Here is a 20,698-nt window from a genome sequence, read left to right as displayed (position 1 = left end):
GTCATTTATTTTTTGTTTGAACACTTTTTAACCAAACACTTTTTATACTGACAGCCTTAAAGCTAGGGGCTGTTTATCTTTGCTGGTTGTTTTTGCAGTAGACAGAGCGTGATTTAGGCAAGGCAGGTGATGTGCCGTGGAGTTATTCTCCACAAATATCACCTAACGCTGAAAAAATGGCGCTCTGTCACTGCCCGAAGGGTTCATTTAAACGCATCCTGAACTTTGTTGCCTCCAGTTTGCTTAGTTGAAAAAGCGTCACTGGCTGCGCCTTGCTCATAATGCGTTTAACTTGAACAACAATTAAACACTAAAGATAAACAGCCCCTAGATATCACCAAATAGTTCTAATTAATCGAACTCAACAGCCCATATTAGCGGCTTTTTATATGCATAAATCGTTTATACACTAGTCACTCTTACAGCTACAAAGGTGATGTTATGGGATTACTACAAGCAGGCAAGTGGGTCGATCAGTGGTACGACACCGAGAAAACCGATGGCAAGTTTGTCAGAGAGAATGCCCAATTCAGAAATTGGATCACCGCCGATGGCAGCGCCGGAGCCACGGGCAAAGCAGGCTTTAAAGCGGAAGCCAACCGCTATCATCTTTATGTATCGTTAGCCTGCCCTTGGGCGCATCGCACGCTGATCTTTCGCGAATTGAAGCAGTTACAGCAGCTAATTCCCGTCACAGTGGTGGAACCGCATATGCTGGCCAACGGCTGGGAATTTGCCGGCCCGAACCAATCAGAGAACGCTCATCACATTGCGGGGGCGGAGGCCGATCCACTCTTTGATAAGTCGTTTTTGTATCAGCTGTATCTTGAAGCCGACAGTGAATACAGCGGCCGTGTGACCGTACCGGTGTTATGGGATAAACAGCAAAATACTATCGTTAGCAATGAATCTGCCGATATCATCCGCATGTTCAATAGCGCATTTAATGAACTGACCGGCAACACCACGGATTACTATCCCGCGGCATTGCAAACAGCAATCGATGAATGGAATGCGCTGATTTACCCTAATATCAATAATGGCGTTTATCGCGCGGGCTTCGCCACGCAGCAAACCGCGTATGAACAAGCGTTTGATGATGTGTTCGCCGCCTTGGACAAACTTGAGCAGCACCTGAGCCAACAGCGCTACTTAGTCGGCAGCCAGCTCACTGAGGCGGATTGGCGCTTATTTACGACGTTGATCCGTTTTGATGCGGTGTATTTTGGTCATTTCAAAACGAACTTGCGCCGTATCGCCGACTATCCCGCCATATCCGCTTATGTGCGCGAGCTGTATCAACAGCCTGGTATCGCCAGCACCGTGGATATTGAGCACATCAAACAGCACTACTATTACAGCCACGATAGTATCAATCCGACGCGGGTAGTACCGAAGGGGCCAGCGCTGGATTTCACCGCGCCGCACCACCGGGATAGTCTGAAGTAACCGTTTATCGAGTTTCTACAGCAATGCCATAAAAATCGGCCACTTGCTGTAGTTGCTCGTCATTTTCCAATGGCAACTGCCAACTGACTGAGCCGACATTGGCAACGATGAGATTGGCAGTGCCAATCAGCCGCAGATCGTCAGCAAACACACCTAACACCGCACCGGATGGCTGCAAGCGCACTTGCAGTTGCTGCGGCGTTAAGATCAATTTGGCGTGGCTAAGATTCAGCAACATAGTTGCTCCTTTGTGTGGCAATCAACCGATTAAAAAAGCCCGTAAATACGGGCTTTTTATCAAACCATTCGCACTGCTGTGCTTAGTGGTGATGACCACCCGCGCCATGGACGTGACCATGTGCAATCTCTTCTTCTGACGCATCACGCACGCCAGCAACACTTAGGTCAAAGGTCAACTCACGGCCAGCTAATGGATGGTTAGTATCCACAGTCACCATAAATTTACCCGCTTTCAGTACGGTCACTTGACGTTGGCCTTGGTCAGTATTAACCACTGCCACCATGCCGGGCTTCCACACTTTAGCGCCTTGCAGGTGTTTTACCGAAACACGTTGTTCAGCATCGGCTTGACGTTCACCATAGGTTTCACTGGCTGGCAGCGTTACAGAAAAGCTATCACCTTCGGCCTTACCTTCCAGCGCTTTCTCAATACCTACCATCATACCGTTGTAACCATGCAGATAAGCGATTGGAGCGCTACCTTCGTTGGTTTCCAGCACGTCACCTTGTTCATCACGCAGGGTATAGTTCAGTTGTACCACTTTGCCTTTAGCAATAGTCATGGTTGTTCCTTTAAGCCAGCAAAAAATTTCGCGCTAGTTTAGCAAAGGTCCACCGTAGGTGCGAGAAGATGCGAAATACAAACTAAACTATTGGCCAGCGCCCGGCACAATCGACAGATGCTCGAGTTGTTGCAGCACTGCATGATTTTTTAGCGCCAACTGGCACACACCTGAAGTGATTTTATGCGCTTGTGAACAATCGACACTCCAACTGCGCAGCAGGTAGGCAGCAAGTGCGGCATTAGATTGCAAAATCAACTGACCATCACGCATACCGTAGTCCAGCGCAATAGCTTCTGGGTGACGCAAACTGGGATGTGGTACCACCACTAGCTCGACTGGCGTAAACCACGCGGTATCGGCGGCTGGCTGCTCATGCGCCGCCACTTCAAGTTGTTCTTTGCGTACTTGCTTAATCCTTGTTACCACAAAATCCGTAAACTGCTGGTGTGTGCGGTCATAGGCTCTCACATGCCAACGCTGCCCATTGTTAATCAATCGATGAGGCACAATCTCTCGCACATTTTCACCCGATGAGGTCGAGACATAGCTAATCTGCAACGCTACGCCTTGCTGAATCGCGCGCATTACGGCTGCAATAATATCTGGCTGCGGATGAATAAGTTGCTGTGCATCAATACACACTTGGCTCGGCACTAATGGTTGCGATAAGCCATCACCAAAACCACTGGCTAAGCCACTGAGGATGGCCTGCGGGTTATGCTCAAACAGTGCACTGAATTGCGCTTGCCGCTGATAATGCCGTGTCGGGTGCACCAATTTGAGGTTGTTAGGCGCCAATTCACGATACAAGGCGAGATCACGGGTGGCGGCGGCTAAACCCGTAGCAAATTTGGTAATTAAATCTTGCCGACTGATCTGGCCGAAGTACTGCAAACAGAAGTCGATAAAGGCGAGGCGCTGCTTTTGCGCGTGATTGAGTTCGTCCAGACGAGACATTAACGGGCTTCCTTAAGGTGTTAACAATGGTGCAACCTTAACTAAAAGCCCATCATCTGGCAATCATTTTGATTATCAAGAACTCGTGATACCTAAAGCTGCAAAGGTATCATCGTCAGGAAATCCATCGGGTATCAAACCTTTACTTGCTTGAAACGCCCGTAAACTCTGGCGCGAATTGCTACCGAGAATACCGTCGGGTTTACCCGCATCAAAGCCCAATTCATTGAGCTTTTGCTGCAAGGTTTTTATCTGCTCGCGGCTACGCCGTTGTTGCTCTGGCGGTGCCTTGGCGAGTTTGCCCGCACCAACAATACGGTCGGCGAGATGCCCTACGCTGATAGCGTAGAAATCAGAACGGTTCCAACGTTTAATCACTTCAAAATTGTCGTAGCCAATAAACGCTGGTCCCTGATGTCCTGCCGGCAGATACAGCGTAGCGGTCATATCAGCCACCGGCAGTACACTGCCATTGGCTTCTTTCAGCCCAAGCTTTTGCCACTCGCTGAGTGACTTCGTCTGACCAATTAAATTAAAGTCGAACGCTTGTGGCAGTAGCACCTCCCTGCCCCAACGCTGATTACGCTGCCAACCTAGGTGCTGCAAAAAGTTCGCGGCAGAGGCTAAGGCATCTTCGGTGCTGTTCCATAAGTCAGCTTTACCGTCACCATCAGCATCGACCGCATAACTGGCATAAGCGCTAGGCATGAACTGAGTATGCCCCATGGCGCCCGCCCAAGAACCTTGCATTTTTTCCGCGGGGAAATCGTATTTCTGGCTCAGCTGTAACGCAGTGATCAACTCTTTGGTAAAGAAACTACTGCGGCGGTGGTCACACGCCAAAGTGGCTAACGAGTCCAATACCGGCATTTTACCTTTATAACCGCCGAAGTTGGTTTCCATGCCCCAAAACGCCAGCAGGTATTGCGCAGGCACGCCATATTGCTGTGACAGCTTGTCCAACAAGGCTCGATGCTCTGCCAAATACTCACGGCCCTTCTGGACGCGCCAATCGGTCACCCGCTGATTAAAATAACCAGCAAAGGTTGAAGTGAACTCAGGCTGTTTGCGGTCGAGTTCAATCACGCGATTAACCACTTTGAGGTTTTTCAGATGAGTGTTGAGAGTGGCGTCGGTAACGCCCTGCGCTTTGGCTTGCTCGGCAAAGGATTGCAAACATTGCGGAAAGTCCGCCGTGACCTGTGCAATCTCTTGTGTCACATCGGTATCTGCGGCATTAGCCCAGGTGGGCGCGGCGAGCATGGCCACGACCAAAGTCATCTTTTTGAACACTGACAGCCTCCTGTAAAAGTTCAGCGTCGTATCGGCCATCATCCTAACATTGCCTACTGAATTTTTAACTGCAAATTCGTGTTTGCGTTAACGATCAGTGTTTTTTTGAGCAGATAGAAAATCTACGTAAGATTTACTTGGTCACATCGCCGCATTCCGTATAATGGCGGCAATAACCTATTAAGGAATCATTAACATGAGTGAAATCTCCGCGGTACTGGCTGGCTTTATTAAAAACGCGCAGGAATACCAAACGTTGTGGGCTCTGCAAGACGAAGCTGGTGAAGGTTGGGTTGTCTGCGATTCAACCATGTATGAAGATACTGACGTTATGCCATTGTGGTCATCACAAGAGCTGGCGGCGGCCCAATGTAACGATGAATGGCAAGAATTTACGCCAACCCCAATCAGCATTGAAGAGTTCTTAGAATTCTGGGTTGAAGACCTGAACGAAGATGGCGTCACCATCGGTATTGACTGGCAAGGTGATGAAAACTGTGAAGAGCTGGAACCTATCGAATTCGCGAAAGCGTTAGCCGATATCGAAGCCGAGTAACTTGCTGTTTTGTCTGACTCTAGTGTGCTGATTGACATTCCGTTTGAGCATCGCCACATCTGCTGGTTTTGCGGTGAACCTTGCAATCAGCAGCTGGAGTATCCCTTTGCGGTAGCAGAATACCGCACCATTGATATTCCCAGCTGTAAAGAATGCCGCCTGCTTGCCCGCCAACAACTACTTACCTCTTATGCTGAATGCCGCGTTGCTGTCAAAGATGCGTTGATGAAACGCTACGCCAAGCATCTTGCTATTGGCCTTAACTGGACCAAAGAGGAGTTAGAAGAAGCGGACTTCACCTGCCGAACCTTACAAAGCTTTCAGCAAAGTGCATGGTTTATGTACGAAGTAGCGCGTGACCGCATCAATTTTGCTGGTTGGCCGATCAGCGTTAACGGCGTACCGCAACCAATCAGCATCAACGATACCGAGTTTCAGTTTGACGGGGTACAGTACAGTTCAGTATTTGCCGCCATCGAGCATTACTGCCGTCAACTGGCGTTAGATAAAGACTTTCTTAGCGGAGTGGTCGCGGTGGTGGGCAAAGCCCGTTTTGGCTATGCCGTGAGACTGGCGCGGATCCATATTGTCTCCAACGCCAAAGTCAAACGTACAGTGATTCAAGAGCTGCTCGATGATCAGTCGACAATCTGACGTAAGCGCTCTTGCACTACTTGCACCAGTAGATCGGGTTGGAATTTAGAGATAAACCGATCACACCCCACCTTTTCCACCATGGCATTGTTGAAACTGCCGCTGAGCGAAGTATTCAGGGTAATAAACAGTTTGGACATCCGCTTATCTTGACGGATTTCGTGCGTCAGACGATAACCATCCATTGATGGCATCTCCGCGTCAGTGATCAGCATCAGAATCTCATCCGTCACCGTTTTACCGCTATCCGCCCAGCTCTTAAGCAGATTCAAAGCTTCAGCACCATCATTGGTTTCTAACACCTCAATACCAAGCTGACCTAAGGTATCTTTTACCTGACGGCGTGCGGTGGAGGAGTCATCAGCAATCAGAATTTTCCGACCTGGCATATACGGTACTAACTGTTCATCCAGCACCTCTTCTGACAAGCGAATATCGTAGTTAATGATTTCGGCCAACACTTTTTCTACGTCAATAATCGACACTAAGGTTTGTCTGCCTTCATGCTCCATCCGCGTAATCGCAGTAAGATAGTGATTGCGACCAGCATTACGTGGCGGTGGCATAATATCTTGCCACGTCATATTGACGATGTGCTCCACCTTACCCACTAAAAATCCCTGCACCGAACGGTTATATTCAGTGATGATCAGATTACAGTCTTCGTTCATATCCATCGCACTAAAGCCGATAGCTTGACGGAGATTGATCACCGGAATTGACGTGCCGCGAATATTAGCCACGCCGCAGATACAAGGATGGCTACCCGGCATCGCCGAAAGATGTGGGACTTTCACCACCTCTTTGACTTTAAACACGTTAATGGCATAGAGCTGAGTTGAGCTAATTCGAAACAGCAATAATTCCAAGCGGTTTTCACCAACCAGTTGGGTACGTAAATCAACTGAGTCCAATAAATTTGCCATAAATGTTCTAGTCCTTCGTACTGCTTAGGGTATTTTATTGCATTAATTATAGTGCGTTAGCCTGAGTTGCATATTGAGCCAATGCAAATTTATTCGTGTCTAATCGACTAACCATAATGCAAAATAGGTATTAAATCACGTGGAGAATCAACATGATGAATAGAAATATAGCACTTTTTTTACGTGGTGCATTGTTGACTACTGCAATATTTTGGCAGATGGGATGCACCATAATCGACAATAAAGTGGCTGTTGTGCAACCTTTTGACGCCAATCAATATCTTGGCAAATGGTATGAAATCGCTCGATTAGATCACTCATTTGAACGTGGCCTTACTCAAGTCACTGCCGAGTATCAGCAGGACGATGATGCCATCAAAGTGATCAACCGCGGCTACGACCCCGAGGAAAAAAAATGGCAAAGTGCCGAAGGTATCGCCTACTTTACCGATGGCGAGCAAACCGGCCGACTAAAAGTGAGTTTTTTCCGGCCGTTCTATGGTGCCTATCAAATTCACGCCATTGTTCCGCAGCAACCAACCGCTGATGAACAATACCAAGTTAGCTTAGTGATCGGCCCAGACACTAGCTACATGTGGATTTTAGCGCGCACGCCGCATATTGATGAATCCATCAAGCAGCAATTGGTCACCAAGGCAGCAGCACTAGGTGTCGATACGCAACAACTGATTTGGGTCGACCAATCACCACAAACACATTAATCCAACGGTTGTTCGGCGGGCTTTATTGCCAGAGTAATGCCCGCCAATCCCGGCAGTTGCTGCGCTTTCTTCACTCTAAAGCCCACCGCCTCTAGGCATTGTTTTAACTCGGCATGATTAAAGCGGTTTTGCTGTGGGTGCTCGAATAAGCGCTTACTGATAGGGTTACAAATAGCAGCGCGATACAACTCTTCAATCACAAACGCCCCACCGGGTTTAAGCACTCGAAATACTTCAGCTACCGCAGCTTGCCAATCGGGAATATGGTGGAATACCGCAAAGTCACATACCAATTCAAACGCCGCACCGTCAAACGGTAAACGGGTGGCGTCCGCTTGAACTACCTGCAACCAAGGGCTATCCGAGTAGCGTTGCGCAGTGTAGGTCAACATCTCTTCATCGAGATCCATCGCGGTAATTCTGGAGGCGCCAAAACCATTACGAATTAATTGAATCCCTTGACCAAAACCACAACCAATCTCTAATGCGCTATGGATGGGCGGTATATTATTGTCAAATAATCGCAGCAATAATGGCTGTTCCACCGAGCGTTGTACCCAATGTCTCAAGGGGTGTCTAACAACCATGCGTTCCAATCTATTCAACTTCATAACGGCTCCTGCAGCTAGTTGATAATGGCTTTCGCTATATCAGCATATGGTAAAACGATGACGAGTAAATGTCATAATTGCAATATAGGTGATCGGCCTTGACGTGGCCTTCGTAATCAATAGCATCTCATTCACTTGCTTGGCCATTTGCATCGCTATGCTGACGCTACCATTGTTCCCGTTACCCATTTGTTTGATGCCGGAAGGATTGGCTGAATTACGCATTTTTGAACCGCGCTATCAACGCTTAGTCACCGAAGCAAGCCGTAATGGCCTCGGCTTTGGCGTGTCGCCTTTTGACGCAGCCAGTCAACAACTGTTTGATGTCGGCTGCATTGCGGAAATTGTCGACTTTAAACGTCGCGATGATGGTCTGTTGGGCATCATGATTAAAGGAAAACAGCGATTTCGATTAGTGAGTTTTACCGTGGAAAGTGACGGTCTTAAGCGTGGCAATGTAGAATTGCTGCCAGCGTGGCCGGAACACTCAATCCACACGCCCAAAGAACAGCAACTGGCGGAGTTACTGACACCGCTATTACCGATAGCCTATCAGGCTAATAGTAAGTCGCAGAGCATGACGTGGATCTGCCAGCGTTGGTTGGAGATCCTGCCAATCAACCTACAAGCAAAACAGCAACTGATGTGTCAGAAGGATGCCAATATGACCCGAGAGCTATTAAAACAACTGCTGCAGTGATCGATACATATTGCCACTACGTATATGGATGTATTGCTGTGAAAATATGGCGGAAATACTGCCACGTATTCAACTAGGAACTAACCTTATTCCATGAGCATTCGCACTGGCCACAGTATGACGACGAGTAATGACTGCGTTGAACCGCAGCAACAGCAGTGGCTGAATCAATTGCTGCAGCGGGTGGCAACAGATCAAGATAAAGCAGCCTTTACTGAGCTGTTCGACTGGTTTGCGCCTAAAATTCTCGCCTATGGTCAACAGCGACTGCGCTCACACGGTCTTGCCCGCGATTTGCTACAAGAAACCATGACGTCAGTCTGGACCAAAGCGCATCTATACCATGCTGACAAAGGTCAAGTAATCACTTGGGTGTTCACCGTAATGCGCAACCAATGCTTCGATATGCTACGCAAGGTGCAGCATAACCGCGAAGATTGCTTAGGTGACGATATTTGGCCGCTGATAGACAGCCGAGAAGCGGTAACTGAACAGCTGTCAAATCGCGAACAGATAAACCAGTTAATGAAATATCTCGGTAATTTGCCGACACAACAACAGCAAGTAGTCCAAGGCATCTACCTCAGGGAACTTACCCATCAACAACTCGCACAAGAGTTGGGGCTTCCCGAAGGTACAGTAAAATCGCGCTTACGCCTTGCCTTAGCTAAACTTCGCAGTTATATGGAAAAGCACCATGATTAAGCACCATCCATCGGCTGAGCTGATCGCTGCACATGCAGCTGGCGAGCTATCTGCCGCATTATCTACCGCCATTAGCGCCCATTGTGAGCTCTGTGACCACTGCCAACAATTACTGCTGGATGTGGAAGATGAGTTAGCCTTTGCCCTGTTTGCGGCGCCTCACACAACTGACACGGCGCCCGCCAAAATTGATGATATCTGCCATGACATCATTCAACAGACACCAACAGCTACCGCTGTAGAGCATACCGCTCGTTATGTCTGTATCAATAACCGCAACTATCGGTTGCCCAGCGCACTGCAACATACCAAGTTACAACCTTGGCATCGCTTTGGCCCCATTAGTCGCATGCGCTTTGAGTTAGAACAAGTTGATGGCTCCAGAATCAGCTTGTTACATATGGAGGCAGGTGGCAAAATCCAGCACCACACCCACCAAGGGCAAGAGTTCACATTGGTGCTAGCAGGCAGCTTTGCTGACGAAGATGGCCGTTACCAACAAGGGGACATTGTACTGCGCGATGGGCAACATCAACACTCACCTCACAGCGAGCAAGGCTGCCTATGTTTAACGGTCGTCGATGCGCCGTTACACTTCACTAAAGGCTTGAGCCAAGTGCTTAATCTTTTTGGACATTCCATTTATTAAAATGATAACCGCAAGACATTAATAACAATGTCATAAAGTTATGGTGATCTGTACGCCGTGAAGAAACAATTGCATACAGCTTATACACATGTTACGCATATAGTGCTTGCTTGGAATAAATGAATGTGATAGCTTCTTTTCACCCAAAAGCTTCTTTAGCATGAAAAACTAAGGATATCTTATAGTTAAAAATAAGTGCGCCAAACAGCGCGATAACAAAAGGAGTGTGGCTCATGTCATACAAAAATAACGGACATGAAATTACAGTGAACTTCCCTGTAGATTCAATTTCTATCAATAAAAACTCAATTGCCTTTACTGACAAAAAAGGCAAAAAGATGCAAACCTTCTCTCAACGCACCGAAGCCCTGAATTTTATGAAGTGGCTGGTAAGTGCCAACAAGTAACAACCCACGTGCCCATTCGGTACTCCCAACCATTACCATCGTACCGAACACCCTACAGATTGGACTAGCATAAGCAGCAATCGGGCATCCTAATTTGGTTCAGGCAGTATTCCCTCGCGGGAGTAAGCCTGACCAAATAGGCAAAACCCGAGATTGCCGCAAGCTGCAGCAAAACTCCATGACTGAACGTAAACCGAATACCCAACAAGCTATGCAACGGCTGATCAGCACCATCGAGCAACAGATCCCGCTCAATATTGCTGAAGCGGCAATGTGCCATGGCAAATGCTGTGGTTGTCCAAAGAAAATGCTAGAGATGCTCGATAGCGAGCTCAGTTATTGGCGCTCGGCGGTGCAAGACATCACACCTGGGTTTGACGACCTAAAACAGTTAGAAAAACTGGCACGACGCACCCACCGATTATTTTGTAAAAACGGCTTGATTACCCAGTAAATAACTCAGGATATTTGCGGCGATAACGCGGCAACATGCTCTGATTTCCCAATATCCCACCTTGATGTATATAGACGATCGGTGAGCTTATCTCTGCGACAACCGATTTGAGACAGAGCCAACCGAGCGGATCATACAGCAATTCAAATTCAATCCCGGTTTGATTCATTTGCTGCCAAGCTATCAAAAACTCACGGTAGCATTTGCCGAAATGATAGCGCTTCGCTGGCGTCACTATCGTCGGGTGATAACGAACATTGGCGCATAACTGATAGAACTGCTTACGCAGATAATCATCGCCGCCCACTACTGCGCAAGTCATTACGATGATCGGTAGCTGCATCTCACAAAATGACTTTTGTAAAAACAGTGCGGTGGTGCCCGTTCCCGCGGGTAAAAATACCACCAGTTGCTCAAGTTGCTGGCTACGCCACCACGTGGCAATCTCCGCCGCCAGTTGCTGGACGCCAAATTCCGCCTCAAGTGCACGTCCACCTTCTGGAATAAACAAGGTGTCTTCATGCTGTGCGGCCAGATGCGCCAACATCGGCTCCACTTCCTCGCCGTTTTTACCAGCGGTATCAATAATATTCGCGCCAGCGGCTAATGCTGCCGCATAATTGCCCAATGGCTGGTCACGCAGACTCTGAGGAATGTGATTAACGTAATAATCAAGCTGCCAGCCTCGTAGCTGTGCCAAGCTTGCTAACGAATACAAAGAGTTCGCTTGTACCGAGCCATGTCCCAGCACCCGCTTAATATGGCTAAAGGGCTGCTGTAAGTAATAGGCAAACTTACGTGCTTTATTGCCAGAAAAAGCCGGATGCAACAGATCATCCCGCTTTATAAATAGCGACACATTATCAATCTGATGGCATTCGACAGGCGTTTGCGACAACTTCATCATTCAATACATAGCAGTTAAGGTGCCGCCGATTGTAGCGAGCTAAGTGCCATGCGAACAAGTATTCACTGTTTCTCATAACACGCTGCTGCTATATAACGCCGCTAAAGGTTGCTAGTGTGCCATAGGATTGGCCACAGTTACCCACCAATAGCGATAACGGTCCTTTGAATGTGGCGACAGTGGAATGAATGGTTAAGAAGAGGCTTCATCGCAGAATATCGACAAATAGCGGCGCCATGATCATCCCTCGCAAGGGGTGTAATCCTTCAACTATTGGCTAAAAATGCTAATTCAAGCACGATTCGCCATTCAACCCCCCCCATCCACTTGATATATAATAATTTTTAACTTTGGCACAAATCCCGCATTGTCCTATCAAACATTTATTTGATGGAGCATTACATGTCAGCCTTACGCCTTATATTCAATATTGCGTGGTTTTTACTTGGTGGTTTAGTGATGGGACTTGCATGGTGGTTAGTCGGCCTACTATGTTTTATCAGTATTATCGGCATCCCGTTCGGCCGCGCGTGTTTTGTTATTGGCGAACTCGCATTTTGGCCATTCGGTCAAGAGCACGTGAGCCGCAACGAACTTTATGGCCGCGAAGATATCGGCACAGGGCCATTAGGCTTTATGGGTAATGTAGTGTGGTTCTTGCTGTTTGGTATTTGGTTGGCTATCGGCCACTTGGTACACGCCGTGGGATGTTTCGTCACCATCATCGGTATTCCGTTTGGCATCCAACACATCAAACTGGCGCTGCTGAGCCTGACACCGATTGGTAAAACTATCGTAAACAGTCGCGCAAGTGCTTAATTTCTCGAATTAATGAGGTATAGCTTATATACCTCATTACTGTTTTGTTTATGCTTTGCAGATCTAACTTGTTAAAATGTAAGTAAATTTCAGATTATCCCCGCGTGACCACTATCACACAAATGCAGAATACCCATCTTCGATCACTTCGCCCCAAAAATTGATCAAATTTTAATCAGATTATTTTCAGTAACTTACAGCTTTTCCACTAGAAAAAGGTCTAATAAGCCAACTGGTCATACCACATAGGCCGAAAACAAGTTTATTATGTAATTAACTTTCAGAAACGACCAAACAGAACAGGTCGTGGACAAGAATTCAAATATTAAAATTACCGAGGGAAGAAACCATGAAAAAATTAACTGTAGCAGGCATCGCCATGTTAGCAGCTCTGGGTTCAGCAAGTGTTGTTGCTGATTCCCTGCAATCTAACGTTGAGTCACTGCAACTCCCATTAACCCTGGACACCGGCGTTCTAACTCGCGCTCAGTATACTCCAAAAGGTGTGGAATACTACATCACTACTGACGTTAAGCAGAAAGAGCTGACCGAGAATACCACAGCTAGCGCATGCGCTAACTTGGCTCCAGAAGCGCTGGCTAAAGGTGTTACTTACAACTACTTTAACCAAGCTGGTTACTTAATTGCTAAAGTGAACGTTGCTAGCGACACCTGTGGCAAATAAGCAATGCTGACCACAGAAAAGGCTCCTATATGGAGCCTTTTTTATTGCTTTTCATAAAGATAACCCTCCTATCAGCCAGTATCGCCGCAGCTAAAAACCGTCATTTTACCCAACTCATTTTGTAATATAATTACATAAATAACTTTCAGCACAGTTTTGTTCATTTATTCAGTGTTGGTTTGCCGCTTGCTTTGCCCATTTACTTGTGAAAAACCAATAACTCCGTATGCTATTAATCGTAATTAGCTGACAAAATAGAGGTATGCAGTGAAATATTGGCTGTTTAAATCTGAGCCGGATGACTTTTCGATAGATGATCTGGCTGCCAGTGATAAGCAAACCACGTTTTGGTTTGGCATTCGCAACTATCAAGCGCGCAATTTCATCCGTGATGAGCTGCAACCTGACGATCTGATTCTGTTTTATCACTCAAGTTGTGCAGTCCCCGCCGTGGTGGGTACCGCGATAGTGGTGAGCGAAGCACAAACCGATAACACCGCATTTGATCCACAGTCACCCTACTTTGATGCGAAATCCGATCCGAGTAAGCCACGCTGGCTCGGGGTCGATATCCAATTTCAGCGCAAATTTGCTACGCCAGTGACACTGCGATTTATTAAGCAAGATGAACAACTGCAGCGAATGTACTTAGTGCAAAAAGGCAATCGGCTCAGCATTCAGCCTGTCACTGAGGACGAATGGCAACGAATTCTCACGCTAGGCGGAGCACAATAGCAAACTGAGCGGCGAGATATACTCGGTGCTAACACAGTGATGGTGCGACAGCCGTTGCCGTGTGACTTCATCAATACTCAGTGGGTTGCCAACGTTTATACATGAAAAAACGGCGTTCTCTCAGAGATACGCCGCTTTGTTTCTAGCCGAGCTAACAAGCGTTAGATCTTGTCTGGATAGATTGGCTGGATGTCCACTGGTACATCACCTAGGCTGGCGTTAACAGCACGCACGCCATCATCAATGTGACCATATTTTGCTAAGAAGGCTTTAGCTTCATCATAGTTACCGTCACCCTGTACCACGACTACGTCATGTACTAGGTCAGTAATCGCTTGCTCTAGTTTACTGAAGTCAATTTTGTACAAACCATCAGCTTGGCGAGTCAAAGCACCTTTATCGACGTAGTAGCTATATTGGAATGCCGCGCCGATACCATGTGCTTCATGCACACCAAAGCGCATAGAGCGGAACAAGCCAGCCGCATAGGTTGCCAACAAGTTGTTTTTCTCAGCAACAGGCAGTTCACCTTTTTTCATCAAGAACAGAATGTTATAGGCGCCCATAACATCGGCTTTGCCTTCTTCTAGGCCGGAGTACAACTCCTGTAACTCAGCCGCTACGGTCGTAGGTTTGCCATCTTTAACGATGGAACCAGGGCCTAACGAGTGCGATAACTCATGGAATAGCGTTTCATAACCAAAATATTGCTGATCGAGTAACTTCGCTTGCTCTGGGATCAGAATATGTTGCGCCATTGGTTTCATAATGCGTTCAAATTTGGCCGCCATCACATTGTTTAACAGTACCTTTTTAGCGCCTTTGGCTTCACGCACTTTTTCATCGTTCGGCAAGTTAAACGCAATAGTTTGTACACCGGGAACGTTATCGCCACCGCCTTGAATTTGATCCGCTACTGCGATTGGTGATTCGAAGCCACGCTTAAAGTTTTTGTAACTATCGTCTACTGGCAGGTTCGCTTCCATATCACGCAGATACTTTTTGAAACGGTCAAGCTTGGCTGACGCTTCTGGATCTTTGATAGTCACAAAGGCTTCGAACGCGGTTTTATAGCCAAATAAGCCATCGGTGTAGTTTTCGTACGGGCCAATCGCCACTTCGATAGGTGTGTCTTTTAGATCCATCCACGCGATTTCAGACGCAAAGTAATCATCGGTGCGGAACGCATGGGCACGTAACACTAAGAACTTTTTCAGGCTTGGGTTCGTGGTAATTGCTGCCGCGTCTTCCAATAATTTAGCCGCCGGCTCTAACCATTTGGCATAGTACTTAGAATAAGGAATAGCGACCAGCTTATCGCCATCACGACGGATCACTGTATATAAGCTAGTGAAAGCCGCCTTGTCTTGTGGATGCTTGGCAATCCAATCATTAAATTCTTGTTTGGTGATGTCTTGCGGATAGAACCCCGCACCTGCTGGATTTTCTTTGTCGCCATAGAAAGGACGACCTGCCGCTAAGCTATCCCACGGACCAAAATGCTCATCAAACATATTTAACAGCAGGTCTTTGTTTTCCGCATCAGACGCTGCAATTTTTTGGCGGATCTGCGGGTTTTTTTCGTTCACCTGACGCAGATAGATTTCACTCATCAATTTTGCAGCTTGAATGAGTTTGTTGACGACCTGTTTTTCTTCCCCGCTGAGAAATGCCGTTTTTACAGGCATGGTCACTGGCACAATTTTATCGCGCTGCAGTTGCAGGTTGTAATTTTCGGTGGTGGGTTCGGCGAGCGTCATAGCGCTCGGCAGCGCCAGCAATCCCGCCAGCGTGAGAGAAATAAGCGATTTTTTCATGGATAACTTCCTTAATAACGGCACCTTAAGGTTTCCGCCACAGTCGTTTCTACGTTCTTATAATGGTAAAGATGTGACCCAGAGTCACATCGCAGCGCCTCATTATTGAGAAGCCACTGTCTGCTGTCCAGTCACATCCCGCTCGATTAACCAAGTTTAATGGCCAACGCCATGACCGATGTGAATTAACATTTCAATATTTGGTGAATTTTTATACAAATAACCGTCAACAACGAGTTAAAAATGATAATACTTGTATGCAATTGTAAATTACGGCGTTTTTTTCCGCATTCAGCAGGCATAATACGCCTTTAACCGAAATAGCGCGTTCCGATCACTTGCAAGATCCAATATCCTGCTACGGTTACAAAAATTTCAACAACACAACATCATATTAATTTTTCAGCTTCGAACGAACTGTCAGGGAGGCGAAAGTGCTACGCGATTTAGCAATGAAATACAAACTTGGTCTGGGCTTTGGCGCCGTACTCGTGTTGACCTTGCTTGTGGGCGGTATTGCAATCTGGGCAATTTCAACGATTGAGGCACATAGTCGCCAACAGGAAATGGTGTCTAAATTTAGCCAGATGATCACCGAGGCGGATGGCGCAGGTCGAGAGTTCGTTAGCAGTTTTGACTTCAAATACGCTGACAAGTCACTCGCTCGCTTAGAAACCGCTGTGGGCATGATCAACGAAACCAAAGACAGCATCAACGATGAAGCGCTAAGCGAAATGATGGTCGAAAATCTAAAAATGATTGAAGACTATAAATTGCTGTTTGGCGATGTACGCGATGGCGTACAAGAAAAACAGAAAACCGAAGCTGGCTTAGTCAAAGATGTGCAACGAGCTAATCAAGCCGTACACAACCTTGATACCATACTGGCTAATGAGTCTGCCGAAATCCACACAGCCAATCTGACCGTTGCTCGTGACTTTTATCAAGCACGTTATCTGTTGGCATCAATGGCGGTGATAGACGTCTCACAACAGTCGGTTGATGCTGCCGTTGAGCAATACAATACCAGTTACGAGCAACTGCACGGCATGTTAACCAACGAAGACCATGTAGCTGCGTTGGAAGAGGAGCAAGGCGCGTTTGAGGATTACTTGGACAAAGTCACCGACGTGCACGACATTCGTGACATGCTCAAAGACGATCAAGAAACCTTGAGCGGCCAAGCACAACGTTTGTTAGATGTTGGCACCCAACTGGCTGATGAGCTGCAAAACCGTCGTGATCAAGTCACTGAGCGCGTTTATATCGCCGTAGTAAGTGCCTTAGCCATTTCGGTCATTATCGGTATTATGGCCACCACCATGATTACCAGCCGCTTAATTGGCCCACTGAATGAGTCGCTGAACCTAGCGAGACGCATCAGCTCTGGCGATTTAACTAAAACCCACATCAACCCACGCAAAGATGAATTTGGTCAGTTGCTGGATGCTATGGACACCATGCGCGATAACCTGCGCGATGTGGTCAGTCGCATTCAAAACAGTGCTCATCAGGTGTCATCATCTGCCACCGATTTGTCGGCCGTGACCGAACAAACCAGTGCGAGCTCCAACCGTCAGAAACAAGATACCGAGCAAGTGGCTACCGCCATGCACCAAATGACGCTGACCGTAGCTGAAGTGGCTCGTAACACCGAATACGCCGTTGATGCTGTACGCCGAGCCGATGACGAAACCACCAAAGCGAACCAAGTGGTACTTGATACTGTGGCGCAGGTGCAAGACCTAAGCAAAGAGATGCTGCAGTCTTCTGCGTCAATGAGTGCCGTGGTAGAAAGCTCGAACCACATCGGAACTATCATGGATGTGATTAAAAGTGTGGCAGAGCAAACCAATCTGCTGGCACTTAACGCCGCCATTGAAGCCGCGCGGGCGGGCGAATCAGGCCGTGGTTTTGCGGTAGTTGCTGACGAAGTACGTAACCTTGCACAACGTACACAAGAATCCACCACTGAGATTGAGCAGTTGATTGTCCGTCTGCAACAAGAGGCTGGTACAGCAGCGAAACAAGTGAACAACAGTGAAGCCACGACAAACAAGCTGGTAGAACTGATTGAGAGCGTTGGCGGGGCGTTAGCCAACATCACTAACTTGACCAGTGAAATTCGCGATATGGAGCAACAGATCGCTACTGCCGCTGAAGAACAAAACAGCGTGGCAGAAGAGATCAACCGCAACATTATGCACGTACGTGAAGACACCGAACAAACTGCCGCTGCTAACATTCAAACGGCCCAATCTAGCCAAGAGTTGGCTGGCTTGAGCAAAGAGATGCAAAAAGCGGTATCGGGTTTCCGCGTGTAACGACAAACCGTTTAAAAAAAGCGGTTGTGGGGTTTTCACCACAACCGCTTTTTTATATTTTGACGGTTGATCATGCTACCAACCAAGCACGATCATAACCGTTAATCAATTAATCCCGTTGAACGTACCAAAGTTGAGCACGCAGATAAATATCGCACCTCTGAGCAACGGCAAGCAGACGGTATTTGAACATTCAATAGCCTAAGTTGCCGAAAACTAACACCAGCCCACTGGTTCCGCCAAAGTAAAAACCTTGTTACAACTTTAACGCAGCAATGCTCGTCAGCGGCAAGGCCGACATGTTAAGTATGTGCTGCCATTGCGCTATCGAAACGAGGAACGAATGAAAGCCAGCTATCCCCTTTTTGCCACCAGCATTCTGCTTGCACTCGGATGTGCGACAGTGCTGCCAACCCATGCCGCGGACAAACAACAAAGCATGACCGCCGAGCGCCCTGGGCTCGTCCGTGTGAATCCATTTTTTCATCCTTGGGGCACTTATCTTGACATCCCCGACTTTGCCCGTATTCAAACCAGTGACTACCTGCCAGCATTTCAGCGTGGTATTGAAGAGCAGCGTTTAAACATTAACGCTGTTCTAGAAAACCGCGCGCCAGCGTCGTTCTACAACACCATTTTAGCGATGGAAAATGCCGCACCACTGCTGCAAAAAGTCTCGTTGGTGTTTTACGGTCAACGTTCCGCTAACCCAACGCCAGCAATTACCGCATTATCTAAAGAGCTAGCACCGATTCTCTCCAGCGCGCGCGATGATATTTATCTGAACGACAAGTTGTTTCAGCGCGTCAAAGCCGTGTATGACCAGCGCGAGACGCTCAAGCTCAACGAAGCACAGCAACGCTTGCTAGAAGACACCTATCTGAGCTTTAGCCGTGGCGGTGCCAACCTGAATCAGCAAGACAAAGAGAAATTCCGCGGCATCAATAAAGCGATCAGCGAGTTGAGTTTGACATTCCGCGAAAACATTTTAGCGGACACCAACAAATTCAAATTAGTGATTGATAACAAGGCCGATTTGGCAGGTTTACCGGACGATATTATCGCCACTGCCACAGCCACCGCCCGCAGTAAAGGGCTTGAGGGTAAGTGGGTGTTTACCATTCAAAAGCCGTCATATATTCCGTTTATGACTTATGCTGACAACCGCGAGTTGCGCCAGCAGATGTATCAGGCGTACACCACGCAAGCCGATCACGACGACGAGCACGACAACAAAAAGCTGTTGGCAAAAATAGCCTCAATGCGCGTCGAACGCGCCCACCTGCTCGGCTATCGCAGCCATGCCGATTACGTGATGGAACAACGCACCGCCAAGAAGCCAGAAAACGTTTACGACCTGCTAGATAAACTGTGGCCAGCCGCATTAGCCAAAGCCAAAGATGAAAGGGCACAAATGCAGGCGATGATTGATAGCAGCGATAACCATTTCAAATTAAAAGCGTGGGACTGGCGCTATTACGCCAACAAAGTTCGCGCCGAAAAATACGATTTTGACGAGCAACAAACCAAGCCGTATTTCTCACTAAATAACACCATCAAGGGCATGTTCTACACAGCTAACCGCTTGTACGGCCTAACTTTTGTCGAACGTGATGATCTGCCAAAGTACCATCCAGATGTGCGCACGTTTGAGGTACACGATAAAGATGGCAGCGTGTTAGGCATCTTTATGGGTGACTACTTCGTCCGCGACAACAAGCGCAGTGGCGCATGGGCCAGCCCATACCGCAAACAGCAGATGAAAGACGGTCAACGGGTACCACCAATCGTGGTCAACGTGCTTAACCTCGCCGCACCGATTGATGGCAAGCCGACACTGCTGACTTTTGACGAAGCCAGCACCGTCTTCCATGAATTTGGTCACGCACTGCACCACATGTTGTCCAACGTGCAATACACCTCACAAGCGGGCACTGCAGTGCCGACCGATTACGTGGAGTTTCCGTCACAGGTTAACGAAAACTGGATGACCCAACCCGAAGTGCTGGCGCAATTTGCCCACCACGTCGATACCGGCGAAGTCATTCCACAAGCGTTGGTTGATAAAGCACTGGCCGCAGGTAAGTTCAACCAAGGCTTTAATACCGTGGAATACTTAGCCGCCACTAAACTCGATTTAGACTGGCACAGCCTCACTGACACTAAGTTGCGTGATGCCGCCAAGTTCGAACAAGCATCGCTGAAAAAAATGGGCTTAATTGACGAAATACCGCCACGTTATCGCAGTACCTACTTCGGCCACATCTTCTCTAGTGGTTACTCAGCGGGTTACTACTCTTACATTTGGGCGGATATTCTCGGTGCCGACGCGTTCGAAGCCTTTAAAGAACATGGCATTTTCGATAAAGCCACCGCTGACGCGTTTCGCTACAAGCTATTGTCGAAAGGTGGCAGCCGCGATCCGATGCAGATGTACCGCGATTTTCGTGGTAAAGATGCTGACATCAAACCGCTGCTGGAAAGCCGCGGCTTGCTGTAACGCAACACAAAATAAGCAATCG

General features: G+C 47.6%; 22 protein-coding genes. 14 read left to right on the top strand and 8 right to left on the bottom strand.

Annotated elements, in window-relative coordinates; all coding sequences use genetic code 11:
• Positions 1–441 precede the first annotated feature (441 nt).
• Entirely contained in the window at positions 442–1,449 is a 1,008-nt protein-coding gene (locus tag ACN0TT_RS14270; RefSeq protein ID WP_417762820.1) for a glutathione S-transferase family protein, read from the top strand.
• A 4-nt stretch (positions 1,450–1,453) separates the two neighbouring features.
• On the opposite strand, the gene ACN0TT_RS14265 is transcribed toward ACN0TT_RS14270, so the two are convergent.
• The 4 genes from ACN0TT_RS14265 to ACN0TT_RS14250 all read right to left on the bottom strand — a co-directional run bounded on the left by ACN0TT_RS14265 (position 1,454) and on the right by ACN0TT_RS14250 (position 4,493).
• On the bottom strand, positions 1,454–1,687 hold the full coding sequence (locus ACN0TT_RS14265) for a DUF3389 family protein (protein ID WP_417762819.1): 234 nt from the start codon (positions 1,685–1,687) through the stop codon (positions 1,454–1,456).
• Positions 1,688–1,769: 82 nt separating this feature from the next.
• Entirely contained in the window at positions 1,770–2,252 is a 483-nt protein-coding gene (locus ACN0TT_RS14260) for an FKBP-type peptidyl-prolyl cis-trans isomerase (RefSeq protein ID WP_417762818.1), read from the bottom strand.
• Between the two features lie 87 nt (positions 2,253–2,339).
• A complete protein-coding gene (locus ACN0TT_RS14255; RefSeq protein WP_417762817.1) occupies positions 2,340–3,212 on the bottom strand; it encodes a WYL domain-containing protein in 873 nt (290 codons plus the stop codon).
• 75 nt (positions 3,213–3,287) lie between these two features.
• On the bottom strand, positions 3,288–4,493 hold the full coding sequence (locus ACN0TT_RS14250; RefSeq protein ID WP_417762841.1) for a lytic murein transglycosylase: 1,206 nt from the start codon (positions 4,491–4,493) through the stop codon (positions 3,288–3,290).
• A 208-nt stretch (positions 4,494–4,701) separates the two neighbouring features.
• On the opposite strand from ACN0TT_RS14250, the gene ACN0TT_RS14245 reads away from it, so the two are divergent.
• Both ACN0TT_RS14245 and ACN0TT_RS14240 read left to right on the top strand, forming a co-directional pair.
• On the top strand, positions 4,702–5,061 hold the full coding sequence (locus ACN0TT_RS14245) for a DUF2750 domain-containing protein (protein ID WP_417762816.1): 360 nt from the start codon (positions 4,702–4,704) through the stop codon (positions 5,059–5,061).
• Positions 5,062–5,070: 9 nt separating this feature from the next.
• Positions 5,071–5,715 carry a hypothetical protein gene (locus ACN0TT_RS14240; RefSeq protein WP_417762815.1) on the top strand — a complete coding sequence of 215 codons (645 nt, stop codon included), beginning with the start codon at positions 5,071–5,073 and terminating at the stop codon, positions 5,713–5,715.
• On the opposite strand, the gene ACN0TT_RS14235 is transcribed toward ACN0TT_RS14240, so the two are convergent.
• Positions 5,700–6,641 (bottom strand): chemotaxis protein CheV, encoded by a 942-nt coding sequence (locus ACN0TT_RS14235; protein WP_417762814.1) that lies wholly within the window; start codon positions 6,639–6,641, stop codon positions 5,700–5,702. The genes ACN0TT_RS14240 and ACN0TT_RS14235 overlap by 16 nt on opposite strands.
• Before the next feature lie 152 nt (positions 6,642–6,793).
• Here ACN0TT_RS14235 and ACN0TT_RS14230 point away from each other — a divergent pair, with 152 nt between their 5' ends.
• A complete protein-coding gene (locus ACN0TT_RS14230; protein WP_417762813.1) occupies positions 6,794–7,363 on the top strand; it encodes a lipocalin family protein in 570 nt (189 codons plus the stop codon).
• Here the strand turns inward: ACN0TT_RS14230 and ACN0TT_RS14225 are convergent.
• Positions 7,360–7,974, bottom strand: coding sequence for a class I SAM-dependent methyltransferase (locus ACN0TT_RS14225; protein ID WP_417762812.1), 615 nt, complete (start codon positions 7,972–7,974; stop codon positions 7,360–7,362). The two genes, ACN0TT_RS14230 and ACN0TT_RS14225, sit on opposite strands and share 4 nt — an antisense overlap.
• Positions 7,975–8,131: 157 nt before the next feature.
• On the opposite strand from ACN0TT_RS14225, the gene ACN0TT_RS14220 reads away from it, so the two are divergent.
• From ACN0TT_RS14220 to ACN0TT_RS14200, 5 genes are all read left to right on the top strand, one after another.
• Entirely contained in the window at positions 8,132–8,674 is a 543-nt protein-coding gene (locus ACN0TT_RS14220) for an LON peptidase substrate-binding domain-containing protein (RefSeq protein ID WP_417762811.1), read from the top strand.
• A gap of 117 nt (positions 8,675–8,791) precedes the next feature.
• Positions 8,792–9,379: a sigma-70 family RNA polymerase sigma factor gene (locus ACN0TT_RS14215; protein WP_417762840.1), complete on the top strand. Its 588-nt coding sequence runs from the start codon at positions 8,792–8,794 to the stop codon at positions 9,377–9,379.
• The gene (locus ACN0TT_RS14210) at positions 9,372–10,028 is read left to right on the top strand and encodes a ChrR family anti-sigma-E factor (RefSeq protein WP_417762810.1); all 657 of its coding nucleotides are present in this window, start codon (positions 9,372–9,374) and stop codon (positions 10,026–10,028) included. Before ACN0TT_RS14215 ends, ACN0TT_RS14210 begins: the two co-directional genes overlap by 8 nt.
• A 233-nt stretch (positions 10,029–10,261) precedes the next feature.
• Complete coding sequence (locus ACN0TT_RS14205) at positions 10,262–10,435, top strand: hypothetical protein (RefSeq protein ID WP_417762809.1); 174 nt, start codon at positions 10,262–10,264, stop codon at positions 10,433–10,435.
• A 178-nt stretch (positions 10,436–10,613) separates the two neighbouring features.
• Complete coding sequence (locus tag ACN0TT_RS14200; RefSeq protein WP_417762808.1) at positions 10,614–10,889, top strand: hypothetical protein; 276 nt, start codon at positions 10,614–10,616, stop codon at positions 10,887–10,889.
• On the opposite strand, the gene ACN0TT_RS14195 is transcribed toward ACN0TT_RS14200, so the two are convergent.
• Entirely contained in the window at positions 10,879–11,796 is a 918-nt protein-coding gene (locus ACN0TT_RS14195; protein WP_417762807.1) for a 1-aminocyclopropane-1-carboxylate deaminase/D-cysteine desulfhydrase, read from the bottom strand. The genes ACN0TT_RS14200 and ACN0TT_RS14195 overlap by 11 nt on opposite strands.
• A gap of 402 nt (positions 11,797–12,198) precedes the next feature.
• Between ACN0TT_RS14195 and ACN0TT_RS14190 the strand changes: the two genes are divergently transcribed.
• From ACN0TT_RS14190 to ACN0TT_RS14180, 3 genes are all read left to right on the top strand, one after another.
• Complete coding sequence (locus ACN0TT_RS14190) at positions 12,199–12,615, top strand: YccF domain-containing protein (RefSeq protein ID WP_417762806.1); 417 nt, start codon at positions 12,199–12,201, stop codon at positions 12,613–12,615.
• A gap of 349 nt (positions 12,616–12,964) precedes the next feature.
• Positions 12,965–13,300, top strand: a complete 336-nt coding sequence (locus tag ACN0TT_RS14185; protein ID WP_417762805.1) for a hypothetical protein — start codon at positions 12,965–12,967, stop codon at positions 13,298–13,300.
• Between the two features lie 267 nt (positions 13,301–13,567).
• Positions 13,568–14,035 carry an EVE domain-containing protein gene (locus ACN0TT_RS14180; protein WP_417762804.1) on the top strand — a complete coding sequence of 156 codons (468 nt, stop codon included), beginning with the start codon at positions 13,568–13,570 and terminating at the stop codon, positions 14,033–14,035.
• Positions 14,036–14,196: 161 nt separating this feature from the next.
• Here the strand turns inward: ACN0TT_RS14180 and ACN0TT_RS14175 are convergent, their stop codons facing one another.
• On the bottom strand, positions 14,197–15,852 hold the full coding sequence (locus tag ACN0TT_RS14175; protein ID WP_417762803.1) for a dipeptidyl-peptidase 3 family protein: 1,656 nt from the start codon (positions 15,850–15,852) through the stop codon (positions 14,197–14,199).
• 452 nt (positions 15,853–16,304) lie between these two features.
• Here ACN0TT_RS14175 and ACN0TT_RS14170 point away from each other — a divergent pair, with 452 nt between their 5' ends.
• Entirely contained in the window at positions 16,305–18,176 is a 1,872-nt protein-coding gene (locus ACN0TT_RS14170; protein ID WP_417762802.1) for a methyl-accepting chemotaxis protein, read from the top strand.
• A gap of 343 nt (positions 18,177–18,519) precedes the next feature.
• Entirely contained in the window at positions 18,520–20,676 is a 2,157-nt protein-coding gene (locus tag ACN0TT_RS14165) for a M3 family metallopeptidase (protein WP_417762801.1), read from the top strand.
• The last annotated feature ends 22 nt before the right edge of the window (positions 20,677–20,698 follow it).

It is taken from the genome of Shewanella sp. (assembly GCF_048265805.1).
Taxonomy (GTDB): Bacteria; Pseudomonadota; Gammaproteobacteria; order Enterobacterales; family Shewanellaceae; genus Shewanella.
The sequence above is the reverse complement of the archived record's forward strand: the minus strand, read 5'-3'. Positions and strand labels throughout refer to the sequence as shown.